The sequence below is a fragment of the Yersinia fenwicki genome, from assembly GCF_043099325.1.
In the GTDB taxonomy this organism is placed as follows: domain Bacteria; phylum Pseudomonadota; class Gammaproteobacteria; order Enterobacterales; family Enterobacteriaceae; genus Yersinia.
Map to the genome: position 1 here is coordinate 1,532,216 of NZ_CP170755.1, position 23,771 is coordinate 1,555,986.

A 23,771-nucleotide genomic window follows, 5' to 3' on the forward strand; every position below is an offset into this window, starting at 1 on the left:
TAACATGTTTTCTTAACATGACTTACAGTGACCTGTATCACAAAATAAAACATTGAAAACAGGTCTTATAACGATATTCGCTGAATGGCTCAATCATTTGATGATGATCCGCTGCCATTCTGGTTTTTGATTTATTGACATGATCGGGTACTCGTTATGAAAAACAGCAAACCATCTTCTTTCAAACCGGCCGTATTGATTATTGCCCCGGTAATGGACTATTTAACCGAGAAACTGGAACAGAATTTTACTGTTCATAAACTTTTCGAAGTTACAGATACTGCTGATTTTTTTGCTGAACAGGGCAAGAGTATTAAAGGTATCGTTACTCGTGGTGATATCGGTGTGACCAACGAAGTACTGGCGTCTTTACCTGAAGTACAGATTATCTCAATATTTGGTGTAGGAACTGACGCGGTTGATTTGGACTATACCCGTGAGCGCAATATCATCGTCACCACTACCCCAGGCGTATTGACTGATGATGTAGCCGATACCGCTCTGGGGCTGATTATCGCGACTTCACGACGCCTCTGTCAGGCAGATAAATTCCTGCGTGCCGGTCAGTGGCCGCACAGCAGCTTACCCTTGGCCTCTAAAGTCACCGGCAAACGTCTGGGTATCTTTGGTATGGGCCGCATTGGTCAAGCTATTGCCCGCCGCGCAGCCGGTTTTGATATGCAAATTGCTTATACCGACACTGCCCACATCGAAAGTCTGCCGTATCAGCATGTTCCGGACTTAATCAGTCTTGCCAGACAAAGCGATATTCTGGTTATAGCGATATCGGGTGGCAAAGACAGCATTGGTCTGGTTGATAAAACCATTTTTGCTGCGATGCCAAATCATGCTCTGCTGATTAATATTGCTCGTGGCAGTATGGTCAATCAGGATGATTTAATCCGTGCATTACAACAAAAAGAAATTGGTGGAGCAGGTTTGGATGTATTTGCAGATGAGCCTAATGTGCCGCAGACATTAATCCAAATGGATAATGTGGTATTACTGCCCCATATCGCCAGTGCTACCATCGAAACTCGAATTCAAATGAGTGATATTGTATTTTCAAATATTCAAGCTCACTTCGCGGGTGAGAAAACACCTACTGCTATTACTTACTAATTAAGAAAGAAATGAGGATTAATTAAATTGATCCTCAACTTATTATAATAAAAATAAAAGACCACATCGTGCATTTTAAATAACTGGCAAATTACCCTAATTTGTTGGCGGCATTCTCTACGCTATTTTCTGAATGGTGTGGGAATTATTCAGCTAGAGAAAGAGGCGTGTTTATATGGACAGTAAGATCCCTAATGCCCGTTGGTTCCGCGTTATTGTGCCAATAATGATTGCTTGTATTATTTCTTTTATGGACCGGGTAAATATTAGTTTTGCACTACCGGGCGGCATGGAAAGTGATCTGGCTATTACCAGCCAAATGGCCGGTTTAGCGGGCGGTATTTTCTTTATTGGTTATTTATTTTTACAAGTGCCGGGTGGCCGTATTGCTGTTCATGGCAGCGGCAGAAAATTTATTGCTTATTCCCTTGCCGTCTGGGCTGTTGTCTCGATTTTGACGGGCTTTGTGACGAACCATTATCAATTGTTATTCCTGCGCTTTGTGCTGGGTGTTTCTGAGGGCGGCATGTTGCCTGTGGTGTTGACTATGGTCAGCAACTGGTTCCCGGAGCGCGAAATTGGCCGTGCCAATGCTTTCGTGATGATGTTTGCCCCCATCGGTGGCATGTTCACTGCACCTTTATCTGGCTTTATTATCAATGCACTAGATTGGCGCTGGTTATTCTTCCTCGAAGGTTCACTGTCAGCGGTCGTGTTGATTATGTGGTGGTTTGTTATCAGTGACCGACCTGAAGAAGCCAAATGGTTGTCGAAAAAAGAGCGTGATTATCTGGTCACCGAACTGGCACGTGAGCGGGCAGAGCGGATGCTGGATGCGCCAGTCACTAATGCACCATTAAAAGCGGTATTTCTAAATAAAGGTTTGATGAAACTGGTTGCTCTGAATTTCTTTTATCAGACCGGGGATTATGGCTACACCTTGTGGTTGCCGACTATTTTGAAAAATCTGACCGGTGGTAATATGGCCTCGATTGGTATTCTGGCTATTCTGCCGTTTATTGCCACCACCGCCGGTATTTATGTCATTTCTTCGCTATCAGATAAAACCGGTAAACGCCGTTTGCTGATAATGATTTCTCTGTTCTGCTTTGCCGCCGGTCTGGTGACATCCGTTATTTTCCGCCATAACGTGTTGATTTCTTATCTGGCTCTGGTGGTGTGCGGATTCTTCCTCAAAGCTGCAACCAGTCCATTCTGGTCTATTCCGGGGCGCATTGCTGTGCCAGAAGTGGCCGGTGGCGCTCGCGGTGTGATTAATGGATTAGGTAATTTGGGTGGGTTCTGTGGCCCGTATCTGGTCGGTGTCATGATTTTCTTCTACGGTCAAAGTGCTGCAGTTTGCATGTTAGCTGGCTCATTAATGATTGCCGGGCTGATTACCTTAACCTTACCAAAAGAGTGTGATGTTGCAGTCACCACGAAGGGAAAGGGCATAGCTGACAAAGGCTTAGCTAAAGTAAAACGCGCTTAAGCCGGGTCGGCGGTCTTTATTGCAATCAAGACCGCCGCCATTTATCACCGGAGAATCTCATGAATTTACAACAGCAACTTACCCTCAGCCAGCAGCATCAGCAACGACTACAGTTGATCCATTTCAATCATGAAACCGCTTGGCAGTTGGGTGAAAAAATAAAGCAACAGGCGGAGCGGCAAGGGGTGGCGCTGGCTATCAATATCCGGGTAAATGGGCAAACTTTATTGAGTTACGCCATGCCGGGTACCAGTGCAGAAAACGCTGACTGGCTGCGGCGCAAACGTAATGTTGTGGAGTTATTGGGCACCAGCTCTTATGCCGCAGGGTTGATGCTGCAACAGCGCCAAACCTCCCTTGAGGAGCGCTATGGTGTCAGCTTACGTGACTATGCCGCGTTAGGCGGAGGTTTCCCGTTACAGATTAAGCAAGCCGGTATTATTGGCAGCGTAAATGTCTCCGGCGCGCCACATTTGGATGATCACAATTTGCTGTTGCAGGTACTGGCGGATTTTATTGGTCTTCCTGCGGGCAGTATTGAACTTTTGGCTCCGCTGACTGAATAAGGAATGGCGATGAACCCGACTCTTATCCGTGTGACGCAGCGTATTATTGCGCGTTCTGCGCCGACTCGAACCGCCTATCTGCAACGCATCAGTGCGGCAAAAGAAAATACCGTTCACCGTTCACAATTGGCCTGCGGCAATCTGGCTCATGGCTTTGCCGCTTGCCAGCCCGAGGATAAAGCCTCTCTGAAGAATATGGTGCGTAGCGATATCGCTATTATTACCTCCTACAATGACATACTGTCAGCTCATCAGCCTTACGAGCATTATCCGCAACAACTTAAAGATGCGCTGCATCAAGTGGGCGCGATCGGGCAAGTGGCGGGGGGCGTTCCTGCGATGTGTGATGGCGTGACGCAAGGGCAGGATGGCATGGAATTATCGCTGATGAGCCGTGATGTGATTGCTATGTCGGCGGCTATCGGCTTATCGCACAATATGTTTGATGGCGCATTATATCTCGGTGTATGCGACAAAATTGTGCCGGGATTGCTGATGGCGGCGTTGTCATTTGGTCACTTACCGGCGGTTTTTGTGCCAGCAGGGCCAATGGCCAGCGGCCTGTCCAATAAAGAAAAAGTGCGAGTGCGCCAACTGTATGCGGAGGGTAAAGTTGATCGGCATGCCCTATTGGAAGCAGAGTCTGCCTCTTATCACAGCGCCGGTACCTGTACATTTTATGGCACCGCCAACTCAAATCAGATGGTCATGGAAGTGATGGGGCTACATTTGCCCGGTTCCTCTTTTATTCAGCCCAATACGCCACTGCGCGATGCATTGACAGCCGCAGCGGCACGGCAAGTCACGCGTTTGACGCAAACCAGTGGCAATTATTTGCCGGTCGGCCAATTAGTGGATGAAAAAGTGGTGGTAAATGGGATTGTGGCACTTCTAGCCACCGGCGGTTCGACCAATCACACCATGCATTTGGTAGCGATGGCGCGCTCGGCGGGCATAATCATTGATTGGGATGATTTTTCTGAACTGTCGGAAGTGATTCCGCAGTTGTGTCGCATTTACCCTAATGGCCCGGCGGATATTAACTATTTCCAGGCCGCAGGCGGCGTGGCTTTGTTGATACAAGAGTTATTGCAAGGCGGCTTATTGCACGAGGATGTTCATACGGTGGCCGGGTTCGGCCTACAACGTTATACGCAAGAGCCTTATTTGGACGCGGGTCAGTTGCAATGGCGCAGTGGGCCAGAGCATTCATTGGATGACAGCGTTATTGCCAGTCTGAGCAAACCTTTCTCACCTCATGGCGGCACTAAAGTATTAAGTGGCAATCTGGGCAGAGCGGTGATGAAAACCTCAGCCGTACCGCATGATCATCAGATTATTGAAGGGCCAGCCGTGGTGTTTGACAGCCAGCATGATGTCGGGCCAGCTTTTGAATCAGGTGCGCTGGACAGAGATTGTGTGGTGGTGGTGCGCCATCAGGGGCCGCGTGCCATTGGTATGCCAGAATTGCATAAATTGATGCCGCCACTGGGGGTATTACTGGATCGCGGTTTTAAGGTGGCGTTAGTCACTGATGGTCGTTTATCCGGTGCATCCGGCAAAGTGCCGTCGGCTATTCATGTGACACCAGAAGCTTATTGTGGTGGCTTACTGGCGAAAATCCGCAATGGCGATCGGGTGCGGGTTGATGGCGTCAGCGGTGAACTTTCGCTGCTGGTGGATGACGCCGAACTGGCCACTCGCCACCCAGCATTACCTGATATCTCGGCTTTCCATGTGGGATGTGGTCGTGAATTGTTTGGTGCATTACGCGAACAATTGACTGGCGCAGAGCAAGGGGCGTGCTGTATTCGGTTTTAATGGGAGTTCAGCGGCAAAGGGCGCTTACCTCTTTGCCGCTGTTTACCACCGCTATTTCTTTGTTTTACGGCGCTTTCTGCCTAAAACAAATATCAATGCTAACAGCACAATCACCGCCGCAATCATGGCCGGAGCCATATAGGGCTGAAGCCTTGCCAGCAGTGGCACAGGCCCGCCAGCACGCAGTTCTGCAACATCAGCTTCACTGACGGTGATCGCCGGGTTGCCATAACTGTGCAAGACATAATTGGCAATCAGGGCGATCTGTTTGTCATTCAGCGGATTAACATAAGATTGCGGGCCAAAATTGGGCATCAATATATGCTCATCGCCAACCTTACGATCGACCCCAAACAATATGGCGGAAACCAGATTGGCTGGGTTGGAAGAACCGGTGGCGGTGTTATTGAACAGGGAAGGATAAGCCTGATTTTTACTGCCGCTACCGTCGGGCTGATGACAACTGGCGCAGTTACCACTGAACAATGCAGCGCCGCTATCTAAAGTGTTATTCGCCGTAGACGGATGTTGACCGCGTAAGCCAATCTCCACATTCAACGCCTTGCCAAAACTGTCGGCGGGTTGAGTATCCTGCGGATCACGTACCGGTGTGGTGCTTTTTAGGTAAAGGACGATCGCCTGTAAATCACCCTCCGACAGATATTGCAGGCTATTTTGTACCGCTTCTGCCATTCCTCCAGCCGCCTGATTTTTACCGGCAACGCGCCCGGTTTTCAGGTATTCCACCAGTTGAGCATTGCTCCAGCCACCAATACCACTGATGGGATCTGACGTAATATTAGGTGCATACCATGGCCCGACCATACCACCGGCAAAGGCTTTGCCAGTATCTTCTCCCATCAATAAGTTTCGTGGTGTATGGCAGGTATCACAGTGGCCCGGTCCATTAACCAGATAAGCCCCGCGATTCCATTGATCACTCTTACTGGTATCCGGTTCGAAGCGGCCTTTATCCAGGAACATCATGTTCCAGCCCAGCATGGCAAAGCGCATATTGAACGGGAAGGGAAGTTCGGTGGGAGTATTCTCTTCATCAATTGCGGGCACCGCATGCATAAAGTAAACATACAACGCGTGAATGTCTTCATCACTTAGCTTGGTGTAAGAGGTATAAGGCATCGCCGGATAGAGATGGCTGCCATCAGCACGAATGCCATCGCGAACCGCGCGAGCAAACTCTGCTTCACTGTACTTGCCAATCCCGTCAACTGGGGATGGGGTGATATTGGTGGAATAAATCATCCCCATCGGCGAGCTGATACCATAACCGCCGGTGAACGGTTTTCCGCCTTCAGGTTTGGTATGACAGGCCTGGCAGTCAGAGGCGATAGCCACTTGTTCGCCTTTTTCGATCCACTGCTGTTCGCTGAGTGATGCATGCTCTGATGCACATACGTCAGCGGCGAATAAAAACAGTGAAAACAGGCTAATTTCGATCAATTTTTTCATCATTTTCCCGCCAGTGAACGCGCCATATCATCGGCGGCTTTCAGCCCCAATGCAGCCATGGTCAATGTGCTGTTGACCACACTGGCTGACGGAATAGCACCGCCACCGGGCAGCCATAAATTGGCATGGTCATAGGTGCGACAATTGCCATCAACCACTGAATCTTGCGGGTTACTGCCCATAATGGTGCCGCCCATGATGTGGTTATTGGCATTCAGGCTGGTGGTGATTTTGAATTCATCTGCTTCAAACAACTGGCCGATATGCTCCAGTTGCTTGTGTGCGGCTTCGGCACCCTTGCGCACATAATCACCGACATCGTAATGGATATCTGGGCAAGGTAAGCCATGAGCATCTTTGCGGGTTTGACTTAATGTCAGGCGGTTATCTGGATCTGGCAGCGGTTCAAGGCTTATCGACAAATCAGCGCCATAAGCAGCCCGGCGGCGGATTTCTTCATCCAGCGCTTTGCCCACCAGCCCCATTTCCAGCGCCTGTTGTGTAGCGGGTAATACACGGTTGATATTATTGAGGATCATTTTGTTTGCAGAGTAATCTTTGCGGAATTCGCCGTCACGCGGCCCGACCAGACAACTGCTTTGTGCTGGCCCACGCCCCAACCACAGCGGTTCTTTGGCTAAAAATGTACAGTGGAAACCGGAGTGATCCATCATATTGCGGCCAACTTGGTCGGATGAATTGGCAATACCGTTTGGGTTTTTCTCATTAGCAGCCAGCAGCAACAGACGCGGGGTTTCAATACCGTTACAGGCCAGCGCGAACACTTTGCCGGTCGCTTGATGAGACTGTTTTTTGTTATCCAGCCAATGGACCGCAGTAACCTGGTTTTGGTCATCGGTATCAATTTTGTAAACCACGGCTTCGGCTAATACCACAGCACCTTTCATTTCCGCACGTTCTATATGATGGATGCCGTTATACATCGCGCCGATGGGGCAAATAGGTTGGCAATTATTGTTACCACAGCAGGTTGGGCGGCCCTCCCACGGGCGGGTACTGCGCCCCTGCGGAATAGGCACCGACTGGTAACCGTGTGGATTCACCACTTCGGCAAAACGGATATCACCGTGCGCCCAAGGCACCATATCCATTGGATAAGGCTTGCTACGCTCGGACGGGGATTGCAACTTGGGATCGTTCGGCCCGGCGACGCCAATCTCATCTTCAGCGCGGCAATAGTAGGGTTCCAACTCATCATAAGAGATGGGCCAATCGCGACCGACGCCATACCGTGTTTTCATCTGAAAATCGTTGGGAACGTGCCGCCAGCAGGAGGCCGCCCAATGCCAGGTGGTGCCACCGACGGTGCGTAGATAACCCTGTTTAAAACTGCTGGCACTGGGGCCGGTCAGCTCGACATAGTTATTTTCCGGGAAGTAGAGTGGGGCGGTGGCAAATTCAGATTGTGGATATAAACCTTGGTAATCAGAACCGGCTCGATTATCGAAAGGCATATTGCGCCAGTTCTCAACCGCCTGACCGCGATCGATACGCAAGCCCGCTTCTAATACCAATACCGAGTAGCCCTGAGCAACCAGTTGGTCTGCCATCATGCCACCGACAATGCCGGAACCGACAATAATGACATCTGCCGAGGCATTGCCGTCGGCACTAAAAATAGGTTTTTTCATCAGGAATGGCTCTCGTTGACAGGTTTTGGCAGGTTGATATCCGGCGGGGTGGCAGTCCACCACAGCGGGCCATTGCCGCAATAGGTGGGGACGACCAAGGCGTCACTGGCGGGGCGGTACATCAGCGCATCTTTATAGGCAATCAAAACCGCTTGCTGCCCATGACCGACAGTTCCGGTATACCAGGCAGCAACAATCGCACTGACGGTTTTTTGTAGCTGGTGCTGCTGCGCCAGTGCTTGCAGTTGTTGCGCACGGTGTCCGTCTTGCATGAGCGTCATCAACTGACTGATTTGTGAGGAGAAGTGTTCGTCGTTGCTATACAGTGCGGTGAAGATACGCGCTGACATGCCTTGATCAATATCCTGATGCTCGGTCAAGGTTTGCGACAATTTAAAGAATTGGGCAAAAGCCAGTGGGTTGACGGCAGCGGTCTGCCGCTCGGCTTGAGTTAAAAAGGGATAGCCCAATAAGGAAGTGGCAACCATGGTGGAGGCCAGGCCCACTAACAGTTCTCTGCGGGTGAAACCGACGCCATTTTTATTGCTTAAAATGGTCGTGGCAGAAGCATTTTTTTCCATCGAGAGTTTCTCTTGGATCGGGTGATTGCGTGAAGTGGTCGCGGCTGAAAAAATTATTCTTATATTTTGTCGTGTTTTTGAGAGGTTCGATGGCCGCGGATGGGCGAGGTCATAACGAATTGTTCATATAAATTAACAATTGCTTAAAGACTTTTCAATACAATTGATTAGCATGAGAAGTATTCATTAGTATTTTCAGCAAGCTCACTCATCAACTCGCTCGCTATCGTTACCACATCAGCCCGCCCCAGATTAATCCTGAAAGTTCCTCTATCTGCCCTGAATCAATACTGTACGGCACTTTTCGACTAAGCTTAAAAAACGACTTTTTTCACTCATGGAGAATTCGCATGAACCGAGATAAAGAACAGCAAACTTCGCTGGATGATGATTTAACGATGCTAACCGATACTCTGGAAGAGGTGCTGCGTGCTTCTGGAGATACGGCGGATGAAAGTTATCAGGAAATCAAAGCGCGAGCAGAGAAAGCGTTAAAGGAGGTACAGTACCGTTTGAGTGGCCGCAGTGAGTGCTATATCAAACGGGCAAAAGCGCTGGCGTGTTGCACCGATGATTATGTGCGCGACAAACCTTGGTGCAGTGTAGGGATTGGTGCCACGGTTGGATTGGTCGTTGGATTGTTGCTTGCCCGCCGTTGAGATACCCGATCTCAAGAGGGGCTACGGCCCCTTTTAACGAACAGAGTTGAATTCGTACCGCTAAATACCCCTTGTTGAGTATATAAAAACATCAATATCAAATATTAGTGTGATAACTAACAATAACTTTTCAATCTGACTTTTCTTATTATTCATGCCCCGTATAATCCCACTCTTTCTGTTGATTTGCCGAGGTGGTCGTGAAGCAACTTTCTGGTTTGTTGGGCGAATTACGGCAAAAGTTACGTGCCAATTTCCCTGACCAGGCCGGTATTCGGCAAATTATCTTGCCCGCACCGGGACAAGTGGGAAATCAATTGCTTGAATGGCTTGCCGCGCAATATCATTTCCCTCAATTTTATTGGCGTCATCGCGAAGGTCATGAAGAGGCCGCTGTTTGTGGGCAAACCCGGCAATTCCACGATGTGCAATCGGCTGATGAATTTATCCAGCAGCACAGCGCTATTGCGGGGTTACGTGTTTGGGGGCTGAATGCTTTTGAGCCGGTCAGCATGGTCGAACCCTCCCCAGACTCGTCCAAACAAACCCAGACCAGTTTCTTGTTTTTACCGCGTATCGAAATTTTACGGCGCGGCAAAAATACCTATTTGACCCTAAATTTGGTCAGCGACAACTCCCTTGCGCAAGATGCTTTGCTCGCCATTGCCTTTATTGATCAACTGGTTGCCGCCAAACCTTTGCCTGCATTGGACGTGGTGGTTGAAGCTGCCAGCCATATGCCGGAATACCCGCAGTGGAGCCACCTTATTGAACAGGCATTGGGCAATATTGAGCAGCAAAAAATGGAGAAGGTGGTTCTGGCTCGGGCAACTCGGTTGATGCTGGATAAGCCTCTCTCGTGCGGGGCTTTTATGGCCGCCAGCCGTCAGGTGAATCATCATTGTTTCCACTTTATGTTGCGCTTTGATGGCTTGCGGGCATTTTTGGGTTCTAGCCCTGAGCGCCTGTATTTGCGTCAGCTTCACCATTTGGAAACAGAAGCGCTGGCAGGCACCGCGTCAAATGATGAAGATATTGTTCATGCCACTGAATTGGCTGATTGGCTGATGCATGATGAAAAGAATCAACGCGAGAATTTGCTGGTGGTCGATGATATTTGCCAGCGTTTACAAGGCGGGGTGGTAGCGGTGGATGTGATGCCGCCTGAAGTCATCCGCCTGCGTAAAGTGCAGCATTTACGCCGCTGTATCCATGCGCAACTTAATCATGCTAATGATGCTGACTGTTTGCACCGGCTGCAACCGACGGCGGCAGTGGCGGGGTTACCGCGCAATGTTGCCCGGCAGTTTATTACAGAAAATGAGCCTTTCTCTCGTGGCTGGTATGCGGGTTCTGCGGGTTATCTTTCTCTCAAGCAAACTGAATTCAGTGTGACATTGCGTTCGGCTTGGGTGGAGGATAAACAGATTCATTTGTATGCCGGTGCTGGTATTGTCGCCGGCTCTGACGCAGAGCAAGAATGGCAGGAAATTAACAATAAATCGGCAGGGTTACGTACTTTGCTAGTAAATATTAAGTCTGATAATAATAAAATGCAGTAATTAACCGCTCACTGAGTTGTTAACCGTACAAATCATGTGGGCGGATTGTGGCTCCTATGCTGCGGGTGTAAACTGTCAAATAGGACCAATGCAAACCGGTTTTGTTGTAGATAACGATAAAAATTTAACCATTAATCAGTCACTCAGGGCTTTTTCAGCGGATAGTTTGGTTCCTCACGTTGATTATCGAGGTCGCAGTGTCTGTTAACTGACTTTTGGGCGAACCATGTCGACAAGCGTTTTTAACCGTCGTTGGGCGGCATTACTACTGGAGGCGTTGAGTCGCCACGGTGTGCAGCATATCTGTATTGCTCCGGGTTCCCGTTCGACGCCGCTTACCTTGGCGGCGGCGGCTAATCCGTCGCTGGTTTGCCATACTCATTTTGATGAGCGCGGCTTGGGGCATTTGGCATTGGGGTTGGCGAAAGCTTCAACTGAGCCAGTGGCGGTGATTGTCACTTCCGGAACCGCGGCGGCTAATCTTTATCCGGCCTTAATTGAAGCCGGGCTTACCGGTGAGCGCTTAATCTTATTGACCGCTGATCGCCCACCAGAATTAATTGATTGTGGTGCCAATCAGGCGATTCGCCAGCAGGGCATGTTCGCCAGCCACCCAACCGTCAGCCTTAATCTGCCTCGCCCCACCCCGGATATTCCTGCCAGTTGGCTGGTTTCAACCATCGACAGTGCGATGGCGCAATTGCACCACGGCGGTTTGCATGTTAACTGCCCATTTGCTGAACCGCTCTATGGTGGTGAGGAACAATGCTATGCCGACTGGTCTGCCGCCTTGGGTGACTGGTGGCAAGATTGCCATCCCTGGCTGCGCCAATCTCGTCATTTACCGCAAATAGAGCAAGCTGACTGGTTTTTCTGGCGGCAAAAGCGTGGCGTGGTGATTGCCGGGCGCATGACCGCCGAAGAGGGCGAACAGTTGGCGCAATGGGCCGAATTACTCGGCTGGCCTCTGATTGGCGATGTGCTGTCGCAAACCGGCCAACCGCTAGCTTGTGCCGACCTGTGGCTCGCACACCCAGGCGCACAACGAGTACTGGCGCAGGCGCACATAGTCATACAGTTTGGCAGTAGCTTAACCGGTAAACGTCTATTGCAATGGCAGGCACAGTGCCAGCCGCAAGAATACTGGCTGGTAGATAACATCGCGGGTCGTCTTGACCCGGCGAATCACCGTGGTCGTCGGATTATCTCTCCGGTGAATGCGTGGTTAGAACAACATCCGGCGTTACGCCGCACACCTTGGGCTTCCGAGCTGATTATATGGTCGGAAAACGCTCATGCGCATGTTGAAGAAGCGCTGAACGAACAATTCAGTGAGGCGGCAGTGGCCCATCGTTTGGCTGAGTTGTTACCGGAAAACGGCCAGCTTTTTGTCGGCAACAGTTTGATTGTCCGTTTGATTGATGCGCTGGGGCAGTTGCCTGCGGGGTATCCGGTTTACAGTAATCGCGGGGCCAGCGGGATTGATGGTTTGTTATCGACCGCCGCCGGTGTCCAGCGCGCTACCGCTAAGCCAACGCTGGCAATAGTAGGTGATTTATCAGCCCTTTATGACCTCAATGCTCTGGCGCTATTGCGTCAAAGCTCCGCTCCTACGGTGCTACTGGTGGTGAACAATAATGGTGGGCAGATTTTCTCTCTGCTGCCGACACCTGAAGCTGACCGTCAGCGTTTTTATTGCATGCCGCAGAATGTGAGTTTTGAACATGCTGCTGCGATGTTCGGTTTAGGTTATTCCCGGCCAGAAAGCTGGTTGATGCTCAAACAGCAAGTCGATCAATGCTGGCTGCGCGGTGGAGTCACACTGATTGAAATAGAGGTGCCGTCGAGCGAAGGAGCCGAAACACTGCAACAACTGGTACAACAGGTGGCCCAATTATGACGCTGGCATGCCGTAAGCTCGAACCATATTCCCAATCTACGGCACGGCAATATACTGGGCCGTGGTTGGTCTGGCTGCATGGTTTATTGGGCAGCGGTCAGGACTGGCAACCGGTGGCGGAATTATGCGGCGACACCCCCTCACTACTTATCGACTTGCCGGGGCACGGTAATTCTATCGCCCTAACGACTACTGGCTTTGAAGATATCAGCCGCCAGATAACCGAAACGTTGCAGGCTAATGGCATTCGCGAATATTGGCTGGCGGGCTATTCTTTAGGCGGCAGAATCGCGATGTATCACGCCTGCTATGGCGATGCGGTTGGGTTGCAAGGGTTGTTGGTCGAAGGGGGCAATCTCGGGCTGGAAAGTGATGAGCTGCGAAAAGTGCGCTTTGAGCAAGATTGCCAATGGGCACAGCGCTTTCGTCACGAACCTTTGCCACAGGTGTTGGCTGACTGGTATCAGCAGGATGTATTTGCTGATTTGGGTTCGCAGCAACGTGAGCAATTGATCGCGGTGCGAGCCAACAATCATGGCCCGGCGGTGGCGGATATGCTCGAAGCCACTTCACTAGGGCATCAACCCTGGTTATTACCGGCTCTGCAACGCCTGAATGTCCCTTACACCTATCTGTGTGGTGAGCGCGACCACAAATTCCAGCAATTGGCTCATCAATATGAGTTGCCATTACGGACACTGCCCCGCGCAGGGCACAATGCGCATCGGGCGAACCCCGGGGCTTTTGCTGCGCTGGTGCTTTCATTCTTATCACAGTCTTCATTTTTACCACCATCTTCATTTTCACCACTATCCCGTTAAAGGAATGCTTACTATGCTTTATCCGAGCGAAGAACAACTGTACGCCGCCATTGAATGGCAAGATTGCTCCGCTGGGTTTGAAGATATTCGCTATCACAAATCCAGTGATGGGATCGCCAAGATAACCATCAACCGCCCTCATGTGCGTAACGCATTCCGCCCGTTAACGGTGAAAGAGATGATTCAGGCGCTGGCTGATGCCCGCTATGATGACAATATCGGCGTCATTATTTTGACCGGCGAGGGTGAAAAAGCCTTCTGCTCCGGTGGTGACCAGAAAGTCCGTGGTGACTACGGCGGCTATCAGGATGCCAGCGGTACTCATCATCTGAATGTACTGGATTTCCAGCGCCAAATTCGGACTTGCCCGAAACCAGTTGTAGCAATGGTTGCCGGTTATTCTATTGGCGGCGGCCATGTATTACATATGATGTGTGACCTCACCGTTGCGGCTGATAATGCTATTTTCGGCCAGACTGGGCCAAAAGTGGGTTCATTTGATGGTGGCTGGGGTGCGGCATATATGGCTCGCATTGTTGGCCAGAAAAAAGCGCGCGAAATCTGGTTCTTATGCCGTCAGTATGATGCTAAACAAGCATTGGATATGGGGCTGGTGAACACGGTAGTACCGCTTGCTGATCTGGAAAAAGAGACGGTGCGCTGGTGTCGTGAAATGCTGCAAAACAGCCCAATGGCACTGCGCTGCTTGAAAGCGGCATTAAATGCCGACTGCGATGGGCAGGCGGGTCTGCAAGAGCTGGCTGGTAACGCCACCATGTTGTTCTATATGACAGATGAAGGTCAGGAAGGGCGTAACGCATTCAATGAGAAACGCCAGCCCGACTTCAGCAAATTCAAGCGTAATCCGTAATGCGCGCGGCCACACTTTACCGCTATAGCATCCTGATGGAAGCGGGGGTGATACTGCGGCATCAGCGGCTAAAAAGTCGCGATGGATTGTTGGTGAAATTGCAACAAGGCGAGCAGACCGGCTGGGGCGAAATTGCCCCTTTGCCAGAGTTCAGCCAGGAAACGTTGCCAGAGGCACAAGCCGCTGCAATCGCTGAGTTACAGCTCTGGGCAAATGGCGCGGAGCTTGGTCTCAGCTCCTTGCCCTCGGTAGCTTTTGGCCTCAGTTGCGCGCTGGCGGAGCTTGAGAAATTATTGCCTCTGTCGGCGGATTACCGCAAAGCCCCGCTGTGTACCGGCGATCCTGATGAGCTGTTCGCCGTGTTACAAGCATTACCGGGCGAGAAAGTTGCCAAGGTGAAAGTTGGCTTATATGAAGCGGTGCGCGATGGCATGATTGTTAATGTGTTGCTGGAGGCGTTGCCTGATTTGAAACTGCGGCTGGATGCCAATCGCAGTTGGGCGCGGGCTAAAGCAGACGGTTTTGCCAAATATGTTAATCCTGAATTGCGCTCACGGATTGCGTTTCTGGAAGAGCCTTGTAAAACCCGTGCCGAATCCCGTGAGTTTGCTCGTGACACCGGCATTGCTATTGCCTGGGATGAAAGTGTACGCGAGGCGGATTTCCAGGTGGAGGCCGAACCGGGTGTGGCCGCCATTGTCATCAAACCGACGCTGGTGGGCAGTATCGCGCGTTGCCAGCAATTGGTGCAGCAAGCGCATCAAGCAGGATTGGTGGCAGTTATTAGCTCCAGTATTGAGTCAAGTTTGGGGCTGACTCAGTTGGCTCGCCTGGCCGATTGGCTAACCCCAGCAACTGTGCCGGGGTTGGATACATTGAGTCTGATGCAGGCGCAATGTGTCCGTCAGTGGCCGGATAGCACACTGCCGATGGTGACTGTCGATCAACTGGATGTGCTATGGCACAGCTAACTGATTGGCCTTGGAGGAATTTATTTCCATGGAGACACTGGGCCAATCTGCAACCTCGGGCGACGGCAATTCGCTCGGGGGCGCAACGGATCAGTTGGCAACAATTAGCTACCGATATTGATAATTTGGCCGCCGGTTTTCAACAGCAAGGTGTGACGCCCAGTTGTGGCGTGGTGTTGCGCGGTAAAAACAGTTATTCATTGTTGCTGGCGTATCTGGCGGCATTGCAGTGCGCCGCGCGCGTTTTACCGCTTAACCCCCAATTGCCAGAATCACTGTTGACGCAACTTCTGCCGCAGCTTGATATTGATTTCATGCTGAATTTGGCCGAACCATTGCCTGCGCAGTTAAGCTTTACTCCACTGAATCTCACGACGGTACATTCGACGGAAAATATCCCGACATGGGACAGCCAACGGCTGGCAACCATGACATTGACCTCCGGCTCTTCAGGATTACCCAAAGCGGCAGTACACACATTGGCGGCGCATCTGGCCAGCGCCGATGGCGTGTTGCGATTAATGGATTTCACCGCTAATAACTGCTGGTTGCTATCATTACCATTATTTCATGTCTCCGGGCAGGGCATTGTCTGGCGCTGGTTAAGTGCCGGAGCAACCCTTGCTGTGCAAGCGGGTGCGCCGTTATCTGATGCCCTTGCAGGTTGCAGCCATGCTTCATTGGTGCCAACCCAGCTTTGGCGCTTGCTTGACAGTTCAGAACAACCACTGAGCTTGAAAGAGGTGTTGCTCGGGGGGGCGACTATCCCTACTGCGCTGACCGAGCAAGCCGAAGCGCGCGGAATTCGCTGCTGGTGTGGCTACGGTCTGACGGAATCAGCTTCAACTGTATGTGCTAAACGCGCTGACGGTTTGCCAGGTGTCGGTGTCGCGCTGGAAGGGCGACAGGTGAAATTAGTCGAGGGCGAAGTCTGGGTAAAAGCTGCATGTCTGGCCGCCGGTTATTGGCAGCAGGGGCAGTTACAGCCTCTGACTGACAGTGATGGTTGGTTCCATACCCGTGATCGTGGTGAATGGCAGCAAGGCGAATTACGTATTCTGGGGCGGCTGGATAATCTATTTTTCAGCGGCGGTGAGGGTATTCAACCTGAGGATATTGAAAGAGTTTTACTGCAATATCCAGGAGTACAGCAGGCTTTTGTTATTCCTGTCGCTGATACTGAATTCGGTCACCGGCCCGTTGCTGTGCTTGATGCTGATGATTCGGTGAATGACGCCGTATTAGCGGATTGGTTAGCGCCACAATTGGCGGTATTCCAGCGACCGGTGGCTTTTTATCGTTTACCGGCAGAGCTTAAAATGGGGGGGATTAAGGTATCGCGGCGCGGGGTGGCGGATTTTGTAGCTAAGTTGAGTTGAGTTGAGTTGATTTAGTGATCGGGTTCGGTTGTTAGAGCAACTGAGTTAACTTAACCTCCGATGTACCAACCGCCAAAGGGGGCAGCGGCCCCCTTGTGGAATCCCGCGCTTGCGCGAAATATTGCCCTACGGGTGAACCTCCTACGTCTTTCGGGCTGACGAGCCAGCGCGATTCGCATCCATGCTCAAGCGCGCTTTTCGCGGGCGTCCATGCCCGCTCACTCTACCCTCCCTCCTTGTCGGCAATATTCCTGATTGCGCTCAACGTCAAAGGAGAAAAACCATGGTTTTGGCCTTGAAGTTAAAAGCACATTTGAGCTGCCGAGTGAAGAGTGAAGGTAGGACGCGAGGCATGGATGCCGAGCGAGCCGTGCTTGAGCAGGGGGCGAATCACGGCGGTCCGTCAGCGAAATGATGAGGGAGGGAACCCACGAAGTGGGCAAGCGATACGTGCGTAAGCGCAGGGGTTCCAAGGGGGTTACGCGCTTGTAACCCCTTTGGCGGTTGAGGCACCTGTAGTTAAGTGAATACCGACCCCATATCAACCGAACCGATCACCTAATCGACTATCAACCGAAATCAGCTCCGGTGCTCTAACAACCGAACCTGATCACCAAGCAACCGATCCTGATCACCAAATCGACTACAACAATAAGGCTACTTTAACCCCAGCGCCATTTTCACCCCAGCACCATAATCGGGATGCACTTTCTCAAACAGTGCAACCTGACGGCGCTGAATTTCTTCCGGAACTTGTGATAACTCACCGGCAATACGCGTAAACATCCGCTGATGCTCTTCTGCACTGAGCAAGTTAAATAATGCTCGTGGTTGGGAGTAGTAATCATCATCTTCCCGGTGATTCCAGTGATCTGCCGCTCCCTCTAGGGTTAATGGTGGCTCGCTGAAATCAGGTTGTTCCTGGAACAGACCAAAACTGTTTGGCTCATAAGTCGCACCATTACCACTGTTACCATCAACACGCATTGCGCCGTCGCGATGATAATTATGGAATGGACATTTAGCACTGTTCACTGGTATCTGATGATGGTTTACCCCCAAACGATAACGTGCTGCGTCGCCGTAAGAGAAGAGGCGGCCTTGCAGCATACGGTCAGGAGAGAAACTCACCCCAGGCACTACATTGGCAGGGTTAAATGAGGCCTGTTCAACTTCAGCAAAGTAGTTTTCTGGGTTGCGGTTCAATTCGAAGAAGCCCACATCAATCAGTGGGTAGTCGCTGTGCGGCCACACTTTGGTCAGGTCGAATGGGTTATATGGGGTTTGCGATGCTTCATGCTCTGGCATCACCTGAATTTGTAGATTCCAACGAGGGAAGTCGCCACGTTCAATGGCTTCATACAGATCACGTTGAGAACTTTCACGATCCTGACCAACCAGTTTTTCAGCCTCATCATCCATAAGATTTTCAATGCCTTGTTGGCAGCGGAAATGGAATTTAACCCAAAAACGCTCATTGGCGGCATTAATAAAGCTGAAGGTATGACTGCCGAATCCGTGCATATGGCGATATGATTTTGGTAGGCCACGGTCACTGAAATCGATAGTGAGCTGGTGTAGCGATTCTGGAAGCTGCGAGAAGAAATCCCATTTATACGTTGGATTGCGCAGGTTGGTGCGGGGGTCACGCTTAACCACGTGGTTAAGATCTGGGAATTTCAGTGGATCACGTAAATAGAATACCGGTGTATCGTTCCCGACTAAATCCCAGTTACCTTCCTCGGTGTAATATTTCATGGCAAAGCCACGGATATCACGTTCAGCATCGGCCGCACCCCGTTCGCCTGCCACTGTAGAGAAACGTACAAACATTTCAGTTTGTTTACCAATCTCAGAGAAAATTTTTGCGCGAGTATATCGGGTCAAGTCGTGGGTGACGGTGAAGGTACCGTAAGCACCAGAGCCTTTAGCATGCATACGGCGTTCCGGGATAACTTCACGATCGAAATGGGCCAGTTTTTCCAGGAACCAGACATCTTGCAACAACATAGGGCCACGTCGACCAGCTGTCACAACATTATTATTATCAACGACGGGAGCACCTGCTGCAGTGGTTAATCCTTTATTTTTACTCATCATTTTCTCCAATGTAGTTATTGAACTGATTGCACGTCGGGTGTTTTGCAGCATGAGATTTTGCCAAAAGTCCGATTGACAAAATAATAACTTAAACAACATCAGCGTCTTATTCTTTGATCTCCACACTAGTTGTAGCCTTATTATCTGTATTCAGCAAATAGGTAAACCTTATCGTTACCATTGCTCACATAAGACATGTCAATTGCATGGTTATTTACAATCATTTGAAATAGTGTGGTATTTAATCGGTTTTTACGTGTGTTTCTAGGGTTTTTTTCAGTTAAACTCGGGGCGGAAAAACCTGTCAGTGAGAATAGCCTCACAGGTGACATAATGGATAATGAGAGAAGAATATGAATAAATCTTTAGCCGCGTGCGCCGCCAGTCTGCTACTTGTGGCGAGTTCAGCCAGTGCAATAAGTCTTAATGGTGAAGTGGGTAGTCATTATACCAACCTTGGTTTTGGCATGGGCACTAACACTGGCGGGTTAGCTATCAGTGGCAACTGGGCGCGTAGTGATCACGATGGTGATGTCTACGGGTTAGGTCTCGGTTTTAACTTACCGCTTGGCCCATTGATGGCAACTGTCGGCGGTAAAGGCATTTATATGTCACCGGAAGACGGCAGCAGTGGTGGCGCAGTAGCCATTGGTGGCGGGTTAACTTATCCAATCAACAAATCATTTACTCTGTACGGTGAAGGCTATTTCGCGCCTGAAGAGCTGACCAGCGGGATGAAGTCCTACAGTGAAGCCAATGGTGGCCTGCGCTGGAGTGTATTCCGCCCATTAACTGTCGATGTCGGCTATCGCTATATTAATATGGAAGGTAAAGACGGGCATCGTGATAATCGCGTAGCGGATGGTGTGTATATCGGCGCTGGGCTGAACTTCTAATTATCCTTCGTCCTTGACGTTGCAGCGTTGTTGACCGCACTCGCTCACCCGAATCACTGGCGTGAGTCAGCTCATCGGGATTTTCTCGTTTGCCGCCTAGCTGCAACGGCAATGGTTTTGGATAATAAATTTATTTTAATGATAAATTGGTAATGTTTGATTAAATAATAGGGCGCACTCCTGACAGGATATGCGCCTTTCGTATTTATGGACTGAATTACCCGACTGCGGGTAATGCGCCGGTCACTATCCCGACCTGAATGCCAATCACCAGAACACCACAAGCAAATACTGCGGCCAACGCCGGTTTCCCGCCCCAGACGCGATAATTTCCCTGATGGATTTTACGTGCTTTCCACGCCAGCATCGCGGGTAGGATTAATGCCAAGACGGATAATGCGACTGCCGCAAAGCCCAGCGCCATAATAAAACCACGTGGGTAAAACAGTGCAAACAGCAGTGGTGGCACAAAGGTAATCGCGCCGGTTTGCAAGCGGCCTCGTACTGAATTACGGCGTTTAAATAAATCGGCCAGATAATCAAACAGACCCAAGGCGACCCCGAGGAATGATGTTGCCAGCGCCAGATCGGCAAATAGGTGAACGGCCAGCTCAACATGAGGAGAGGCCACCACATCGCGTACGGCTTGCAATAGGCCATTCAAACCGGCTTGTTGTGCCAATATTCCGACAAAAGTATGGGAGGAAATAGCACCTAATGTCGCTAACTGCCAGAAAATATACGCAATTAATGGGATGGCGCTGCCGATAATAAACACCCACCGCAGTTTGCGAATATTGCCACCCATATAATTGACAATACTGGGTACGCTGCCGTGAAAACCAAATGAGGTGAAAATCACTGGAATAGCAGAAAGTGCTAATCCTTGCTCCAGCGGTAACGTCAATAAGTTGGTTTTTTCGATATGCGGCATCATCAGTGACAGCATGACTATCAGGAAGATAATTTTGGCGCTGAATAAGATGCGGTTAAATAAATCAACAGAATGAGTGCCAATACAAACCACACCGCCGGCCACGAGTGTAAACAACAATACGCCGAGGTAGGTCGGAAATGATTGTTGAGTCCATTGGCTGATGCTGGTTGCCAGTAGCTCACCGGCGCCGCTGATATAGGCAGCAGTCAGCGCATACATCAAAAACATCATGCTAAAGCCGGTCAGCCATTGCCCTCGATGGCCGAGATAGCGCTTAGCCAAAGTACCAAGTCCGGTATCTGCCGCTTCATGTTGATACACTTCTACCAACAATAATGCGGTGTAACACATTAATACCCAAAGAAAAAATAACAGTGCGAGGGTGACGCCGAAACCGACTCCCGCCGCCGCCAGTGGCATTGCCAACATACCAGCACCAATAGTCGTACCAGCAACGATAAATATACTGCCCAGAGTGCGATTCTTCACGCTTTCCTCTACTACATGACAATTTATGCCCAAATTAATTGGCGGTGTAGTAAGGCTGCAAACCAATGAATCCCGATAAGCTGACTGAAGTCAGTGATTCGGGTGAATGAATGCCGCTACAACGTCAAGTAAGAAAGGATATTAAAATTATTGAGTGCAGCAGGGTAGTAGATCGCCTCATTTGTGTCAAATCGACGTTACGCAAGGTGTAAACTTTTAATTACGGCATTCAAGGCGTTGAAATAGAGGCTTTTGCCATTGTTATTCATTCTGATAATGGATAACGATTGTGTTTAGGCAGGGAGCTTCATAAAGTAAATGTATAAGCGCCAATGGAGACGAAAATGATCAGAGTTGAGATGTTGAGTACCGGGGATGAAGTGCTGCATGGGCAGATTATTGATACCAACGCGGCATGGTTGGCAGATTATTTATTTTATCAAGGATTGCCAATCAGCAGTCGGGAAACCGTCGGTGATTCACTTTCCGCTCTTATTGAGGTGCTGACGGAGCGGAGTCAGGTGGCTGATGTGTTGATTGTCAATGGCGGCCTTGGGCCGACCAGCGATGACTTGAGCGCGTTGGCAGCGGCACGAGCTGCCGGGACGGAACTGATTGAGCATCCAGAATGGATTGCGCGGATGGAGGCTTTCTTTCAAGAGCGTGGACGCGTGATGTCATCGACTAACCGTAAGCAAGCCCATATTCCGGCGAATGCGGAAATGTTGGATAATCCAGTTGGAACTGCCTGCGGTTTCGCTTTACGGCTTAATAAATGCTTGATGTTTTTCACCCCTGGTGTGCCGTCAGAATTTAAAGTGATGGTTGAACAGCAGATTATGCCGCGCTTACGTCAACATTTTGATGTGGCAGAGCCACCATTGTGCCTGCGCATGACCACCTTTGGCCGCTCAGAGAGTGATTTGGCCCTCGAATTGGACTCATTACCGCTTCCGGACGGCGCGGTGCTGGGTTATCGCTCATCTGCACCTATTATTGAGTTGAAACTCACCGGACCAGCTTCGCAGCAAGCGGCGATGGAAGAGGTTTGGCAGCAGGTCAGAGCAGTGGCGGGGGAGAGCACAATATTCGAAGGCACACGCGGCTTACCGGCATTGTTGAGTGAGCAATTGAACCAACGTGGATTATTGTTGGCCGTCAGCGAACAATTTACCGCTGGTTTGTTGCACTGGCAATTACAAAGCGCCGCGGCTCCGTTGGCTGGGGGGGAGTTGTTACCGGCCCATTGTCAGGAGTCATTAGCCGAGGTGGCGAGCCGCGCTCAGTCATTATCGATGCTGTGTGGTGCGCAAATGGTGTTGGCGGTCGGGGCCATGCAAAATGATTGTCTGAGTGTTGCGCTGCACACCCCTGATGGAACTTTTGCCCAGACGGTGCGTTATCAGGCCAGCCGACATAGTTTACGCATTCGTCAAGAAAGTAGTGCCATGCTGGCATTAGATATGTTGCGCCGCTGGTTAAAAGGCAACCCGATTTGTGGTCAGCACGGTTGGCTGGAAGTGGTTGAGATTTTGTAGCTACCATGGCGGGACTGTTGCGTGATAACGAAAAAGGCAGAATCTGTGTTCTGCCTTTTGTTTGATATCGTTGTGAGCGCGGTTTACTTCACCTGCGCGCTTCTAACGTCTTTCCCTGCTTCCCAAATTCGGTATTTCACATCAACGCCCTGCGGCACATAAACCACAATTGGTAAGCGGCTGTTATAGCGCTGCATGGCGGCATCGCCCAGATTAGCGGCGATAAATTGTGGGTGGCGGGTGTTATCCGGGCAAGCCATCATGGTTGAGGCTGGTTCGGAGATTTTATCCATCACCAAATAATCAAAGCCCCAGCCAGACAAGGTTCTGGTTTCCAGATTGCCACCGAGCATATGGCGGTTACAGTCAACTTCAATGGTTTTACCGATCAGTAATTCAACTTTGAAGCGGCTTTCGTCTTCTTGTGGATCGAGGTAAATGACCTGAAGGCTCATGCCTTTTTCAGCTTGTGGGTAAGGCGCAATCTTCTCTAACGGCTGTTGTTGATTAAGTGGCGGCTCGGTAGCTGCAATAGTACTGGCAGAGGCGGCCATTAACAGGCTAGTTATGGCGATTGACAGTTTTTTCATCTTTTGTCCCTATGATTTTAATTCCAGATACAAAAATATCATCTATTCAACAGGCTGATTATAGGTGAAATCCGATTGGTTGATTTATCTATCTGCTTAAAGCTCGATTTCAATATCGCCCTTTGGCTGACAACAACAGGGCAGGATCTCGTCAGTCTGGATAAATGCCAGCGGCTGCTGTTGATAGCAGACCTCGCCTTTCAGCAAGCGCAGGCGGCAGGAGCCACAATAGCCAGAGCGGCATTGGTATTCGATGGATACCTGATGATATTCAAGCGTTTCTAACAAGTTACGGCTGCTAGCGGGGCGGTTAAGTCGAGCACCGGTGGTGCTCAACGTCACGATAGATTTCAT

At 50.3% G+C, this 23,771-nt stretch carries 20 protein-coding genes; 13 read left to right on the forward strand and 7 right to left on the reverse strand.

All coding sequences use genetic code 11. The features are described 5' to 3' along the window. Positions 1-156: 156 nt before the first annotated feature. From ACF3VQ_RS07065 to edd, 4 genes are all read left to right on the forward strand, one after another. The gene (locus tag ACF3VQ_RS07065; protein ID WP_392434165.1) at positions 157-1,122 is read left to right on the forward strand and encodes a 2-hydroxyacid dehydrogenase; all 966 of its coding nucleotides are present in this window, start codon (positions 157-159) and stop codon (positions 1,120-1,122) included. A 175-nt stretch (positions 1,123-1,297) separates the two neighbouring features. Continuing rightward, positions 1,298-2,614 carry an MFS transporter gene (locus tag ACF3VQ_RS07070; protein ID WP_392434168.1) on the forward strand — a complete coding sequence of 439 codons (1,317 nt, stop codon included), beginning with the start codon at positions 1,298-1,300 and terminating at the stop codon, positions 2,612-2,614. Between the two features lie 59 nt (positions 2,615-2,673). Continuing rightward, entirely contained in the window at positions 2,674-3,180 is a 507-nt protein-coding gene (locus ACF3VQ_RS07075) for a heme-degrading domain-containing protein (protein WP_392434171.1), read from the forward strand. Positions 3,181-3,189: 9 nt separating this feature from the next. Then, positions 3,190-5,001 (forward strand): phosphogluconate dehydratase, encoded by a 1,812-nt coding sequence (gene edd, locus ACF3VQ_RS07080; protein ID WP_392434174.1) that lies wholly within the window; start codon positions 3,190-3,192, stop codon positions 4,999-5,001. A 51-nt stretch (positions 5,002-5,052) separates the two neighbouring features. Here edd and ACF3VQ_RS07085 read toward each other — a convergent pair whose 3' ends face one another. The 3 genes from ACF3VQ_RS07085 to ACF3VQ_RS07095 are packed head-to-tail and all read right to left on the reverse strand — an operon-like array spanning position 5,053 to position 8,704. Continuing rightward, a complete protein-coding gene (locus tag ACF3VQ_RS07085) occupies positions 5,053-6,471 on the reverse strand; it encodes a c-type cytochrome (protein ID WP_392435475.1) in 1,419 nt (472 codons plus the stop codon). Beyond that, positions 6,471-8,123 carry a GMC family oxidoreductase gene (locus tag ACF3VQ_RS07090; protein WP_392434176.1) on the reverse strand — a complete coding sequence of 551 codons (1,653 nt, stop codon included), beginning with the start codon at positions 8,121-8,123 and terminating at the stop codon, positions 6,471-6,473. Before ACF3VQ_RS07090 ends, ACF3VQ_RS07085 begins: the two co-directional genes overlap by 1 nt. After that, positions 8,123-8,704 carry a sorbitol dehydrogenase family protein gene (locus tag ACF3VQ_RS07095; RefSeq protein WP_392434179.1) on the reverse strand — a complete coding sequence of 194 codons (582 nt, stop codon included), beginning with the start codon at positions 8,702-8,704 and terminating at the stop codon, positions 8,123-8,125. Before ACF3VQ_RS07095 ends, ACF3VQ_RS07090 begins: the two co-directional genes overlap by 1 nt. 350 nt (positions 8,705-9,054) lie before the next feature. Between ACF3VQ_RS07095 and ACF3VQ_RS07100 the strand changes: the two genes are divergently transcribed. From ACF3VQ_RS07100 to menE, 7 genes are all read left to right on the forward strand, one after another. Next, on the forward strand, positions 9,055-9,363 hold the full coding sequence (locus ACF3VQ_RS07100) for a DUF883 domain-containing protein (RefSeq protein WP_392434182.1): 309 nt from the start codon (positions 9,055-9,057) through the stop codon (positions 9,361-9,363). 200 nt (positions 9,364-9,563) lie between these two features. Next, positions 9,564-10,925, forward strand: a complete 1,362-nt coding sequence (gene menF, locus ACF3VQ_RS07105) for an isochorismate synthase MenF (RefSeq protein WP_392434185.1) — start codon at positions 9,564-9,566, stop codon at positions 10,923-10,925. 226 nt (positions 10,926-11,151) lie between these two features. Beyond that, complete coding sequence (menD, locus tag ACF3VQ_RS07110; RefSeq protein ID WP_392434188.1) at positions 11,152-12,825, forward strand: 2-succinyl-5-enolpyruvyl-6-hydroxy-3-cyclohexene-1-carboxylic-acid synthase; 1,674 nt, start codon at positions 11,152-11,154, stop codon at positions 12,823-12,825. Next, on the forward strand, positions 12,819-13,646 hold the full coding sequence (gene menH / locus ACF3VQ_RS07115) for a 2-succinyl-6-hydroxy-2,4-cyclohexadiene-1-carboxylate synthase (protein WP_392435476.1): 828 nt from the start codon (positions 12,819-12,821) through the stop codon (positions 13,644-13,646). The genes menD and menH overlap by 7 nt, the downstream gene beginning before the upstream one ends. Positions 13,647-13,659: 13 nt before the next feature. Then, positions 13,660-14,517, forward strand: coding sequence for a 1,4-dihydroxy-2-naphthoyl-CoA synthase (menB, locus tag ACF3VQ_RS07120; protein ID WP_019082037.1), 858 nt, complete (start codon positions 13,660-13,662; stop codon positions 14,515-14,517). Then, positions 14,517-15,488, forward strand: coding sequence for an o-succinylbenzoate synthase (gene menC, locus ACF3VQ_RS07125; protein ID WP_392434191.1), 972 nt, complete (start codon positions 14,517-14,519; stop codon positions 15,486-15,488). The genes menB and menC overlap by 1 nt, the downstream gene beginning before the upstream one ends. Continuing rightward, on the forward strand, positions 15,476-16,867 hold the full coding sequence (menE, locus tag ACF3VQ_RS07130) for an o-succinylbenzoate--CoA ligase (RefSeq protein ID WP_392434193.1): 1,392 nt from the start codon (positions 15,476-15,478) through the stop codon (positions 16,865-16,867). The genes menC and menE overlap by 13 nt, the downstream gene beginning before the upstream one ends. Positions 16,868-17,524: 657 nt before the next feature. Here the strand turns inward: menE and ACF3VQ_RS07135 are convergent. Then, the gene (locus tag ACF3VQ_RS07135) at positions 17,525-18,964 is read right to left on the reverse strand and encodes a catalase (RefSeq protein ID WP_392435479.1); all 1,440 of its coding nucleotides are present in this window, start codon (positions 18,962-18,964) and stop codon (positions 17,525-17,527) included. A gap of 356 nt (positions 18,965-19,320) precedes the next feature. On the opposite strand from ACF3VQ_RS07135, the gene ACF3VQ_RS07140 reads away from it, so the two are divergent. Next, positions 19,321-19,863, forward strand: a complete 543-nt coding sequence (locus tag ACF3VQ_RS07140; RefSeq protein ID WP_392434195.1) for a YfaZ family outer membrane protein — start codon at positions 19,321-19,323, stop codon at positions 19,861-19,863. 217 nt (positions 19,864-20,080) lie between these two features. Here ACF3VQ_RS07140 and tyrP read toward each other — a convergent pair whose 3' ends face one another. Next, positions 20,081-21,289, reverse strand: coding sequence for a tyrosine transporter TyrP (tyrP, locus tag ACF3VQ_RS07145; RefSeq protein WP_392434197.1), 1,209 nt, complete (start codon positions 21,287-21,289; stop codon positions 20,081-20,083). Between the two features lie 344 nt (positions 21,290-21,633). Between tyrP and ACF3VQ_RS07150 the strand changes: the two genes are divergently transcribed. Then, the gene (locus tag ACF3VQ_RS07150) at positions 21,634-22,827 is read left to right on the forward strand and encodes a nicotinamide mononucleotide deamidase-related protein YfaY (protein WP_392434199.1); all 1,194 of its coding nucleotides are present in this window, start codon (positions 21,634-21,636) and stop codon (positions 22,825-22,827) included. 83 nt (positions 22,828-22,910) lie between these two features. Here the strand turns inward: ACF3VQ_RS07150 and eco are convergent, their stop codons facing one another. Together eco and yfaE are read right to left on the reverse strand one after the other, a co-directional pair. Continuing rightward, positions 22,911-23,417 carry a serine protease inhibitor ecotin gene (eco, locus tag ACF3VQ_RS07155; RefSeq protein WP_392434201.1) on the reverse strand — a complete coding sequence of 169 codons (507 nt, stop codon included), beginning with the start codon at positions 23,415-23,417 and terminating at the stop codon, positions 22,911-22,913. A gap of 96 nt (positions 23,418-23,513) precedes the next feature. Beyond that, positions 23,514-23,771 carry a class I ribonucleotide reductase maintenance protein YfaE gene (yfaE, locus tag ACF3VQ_RS07160; protein WP_392434203.1) on the reverse strand — a complete coding sequence of 86 codons (258 nt, stop codon included), beginning with the start codon at positions 23,769-23,771 and terminating at the stop codon, positions 23,514-23,516.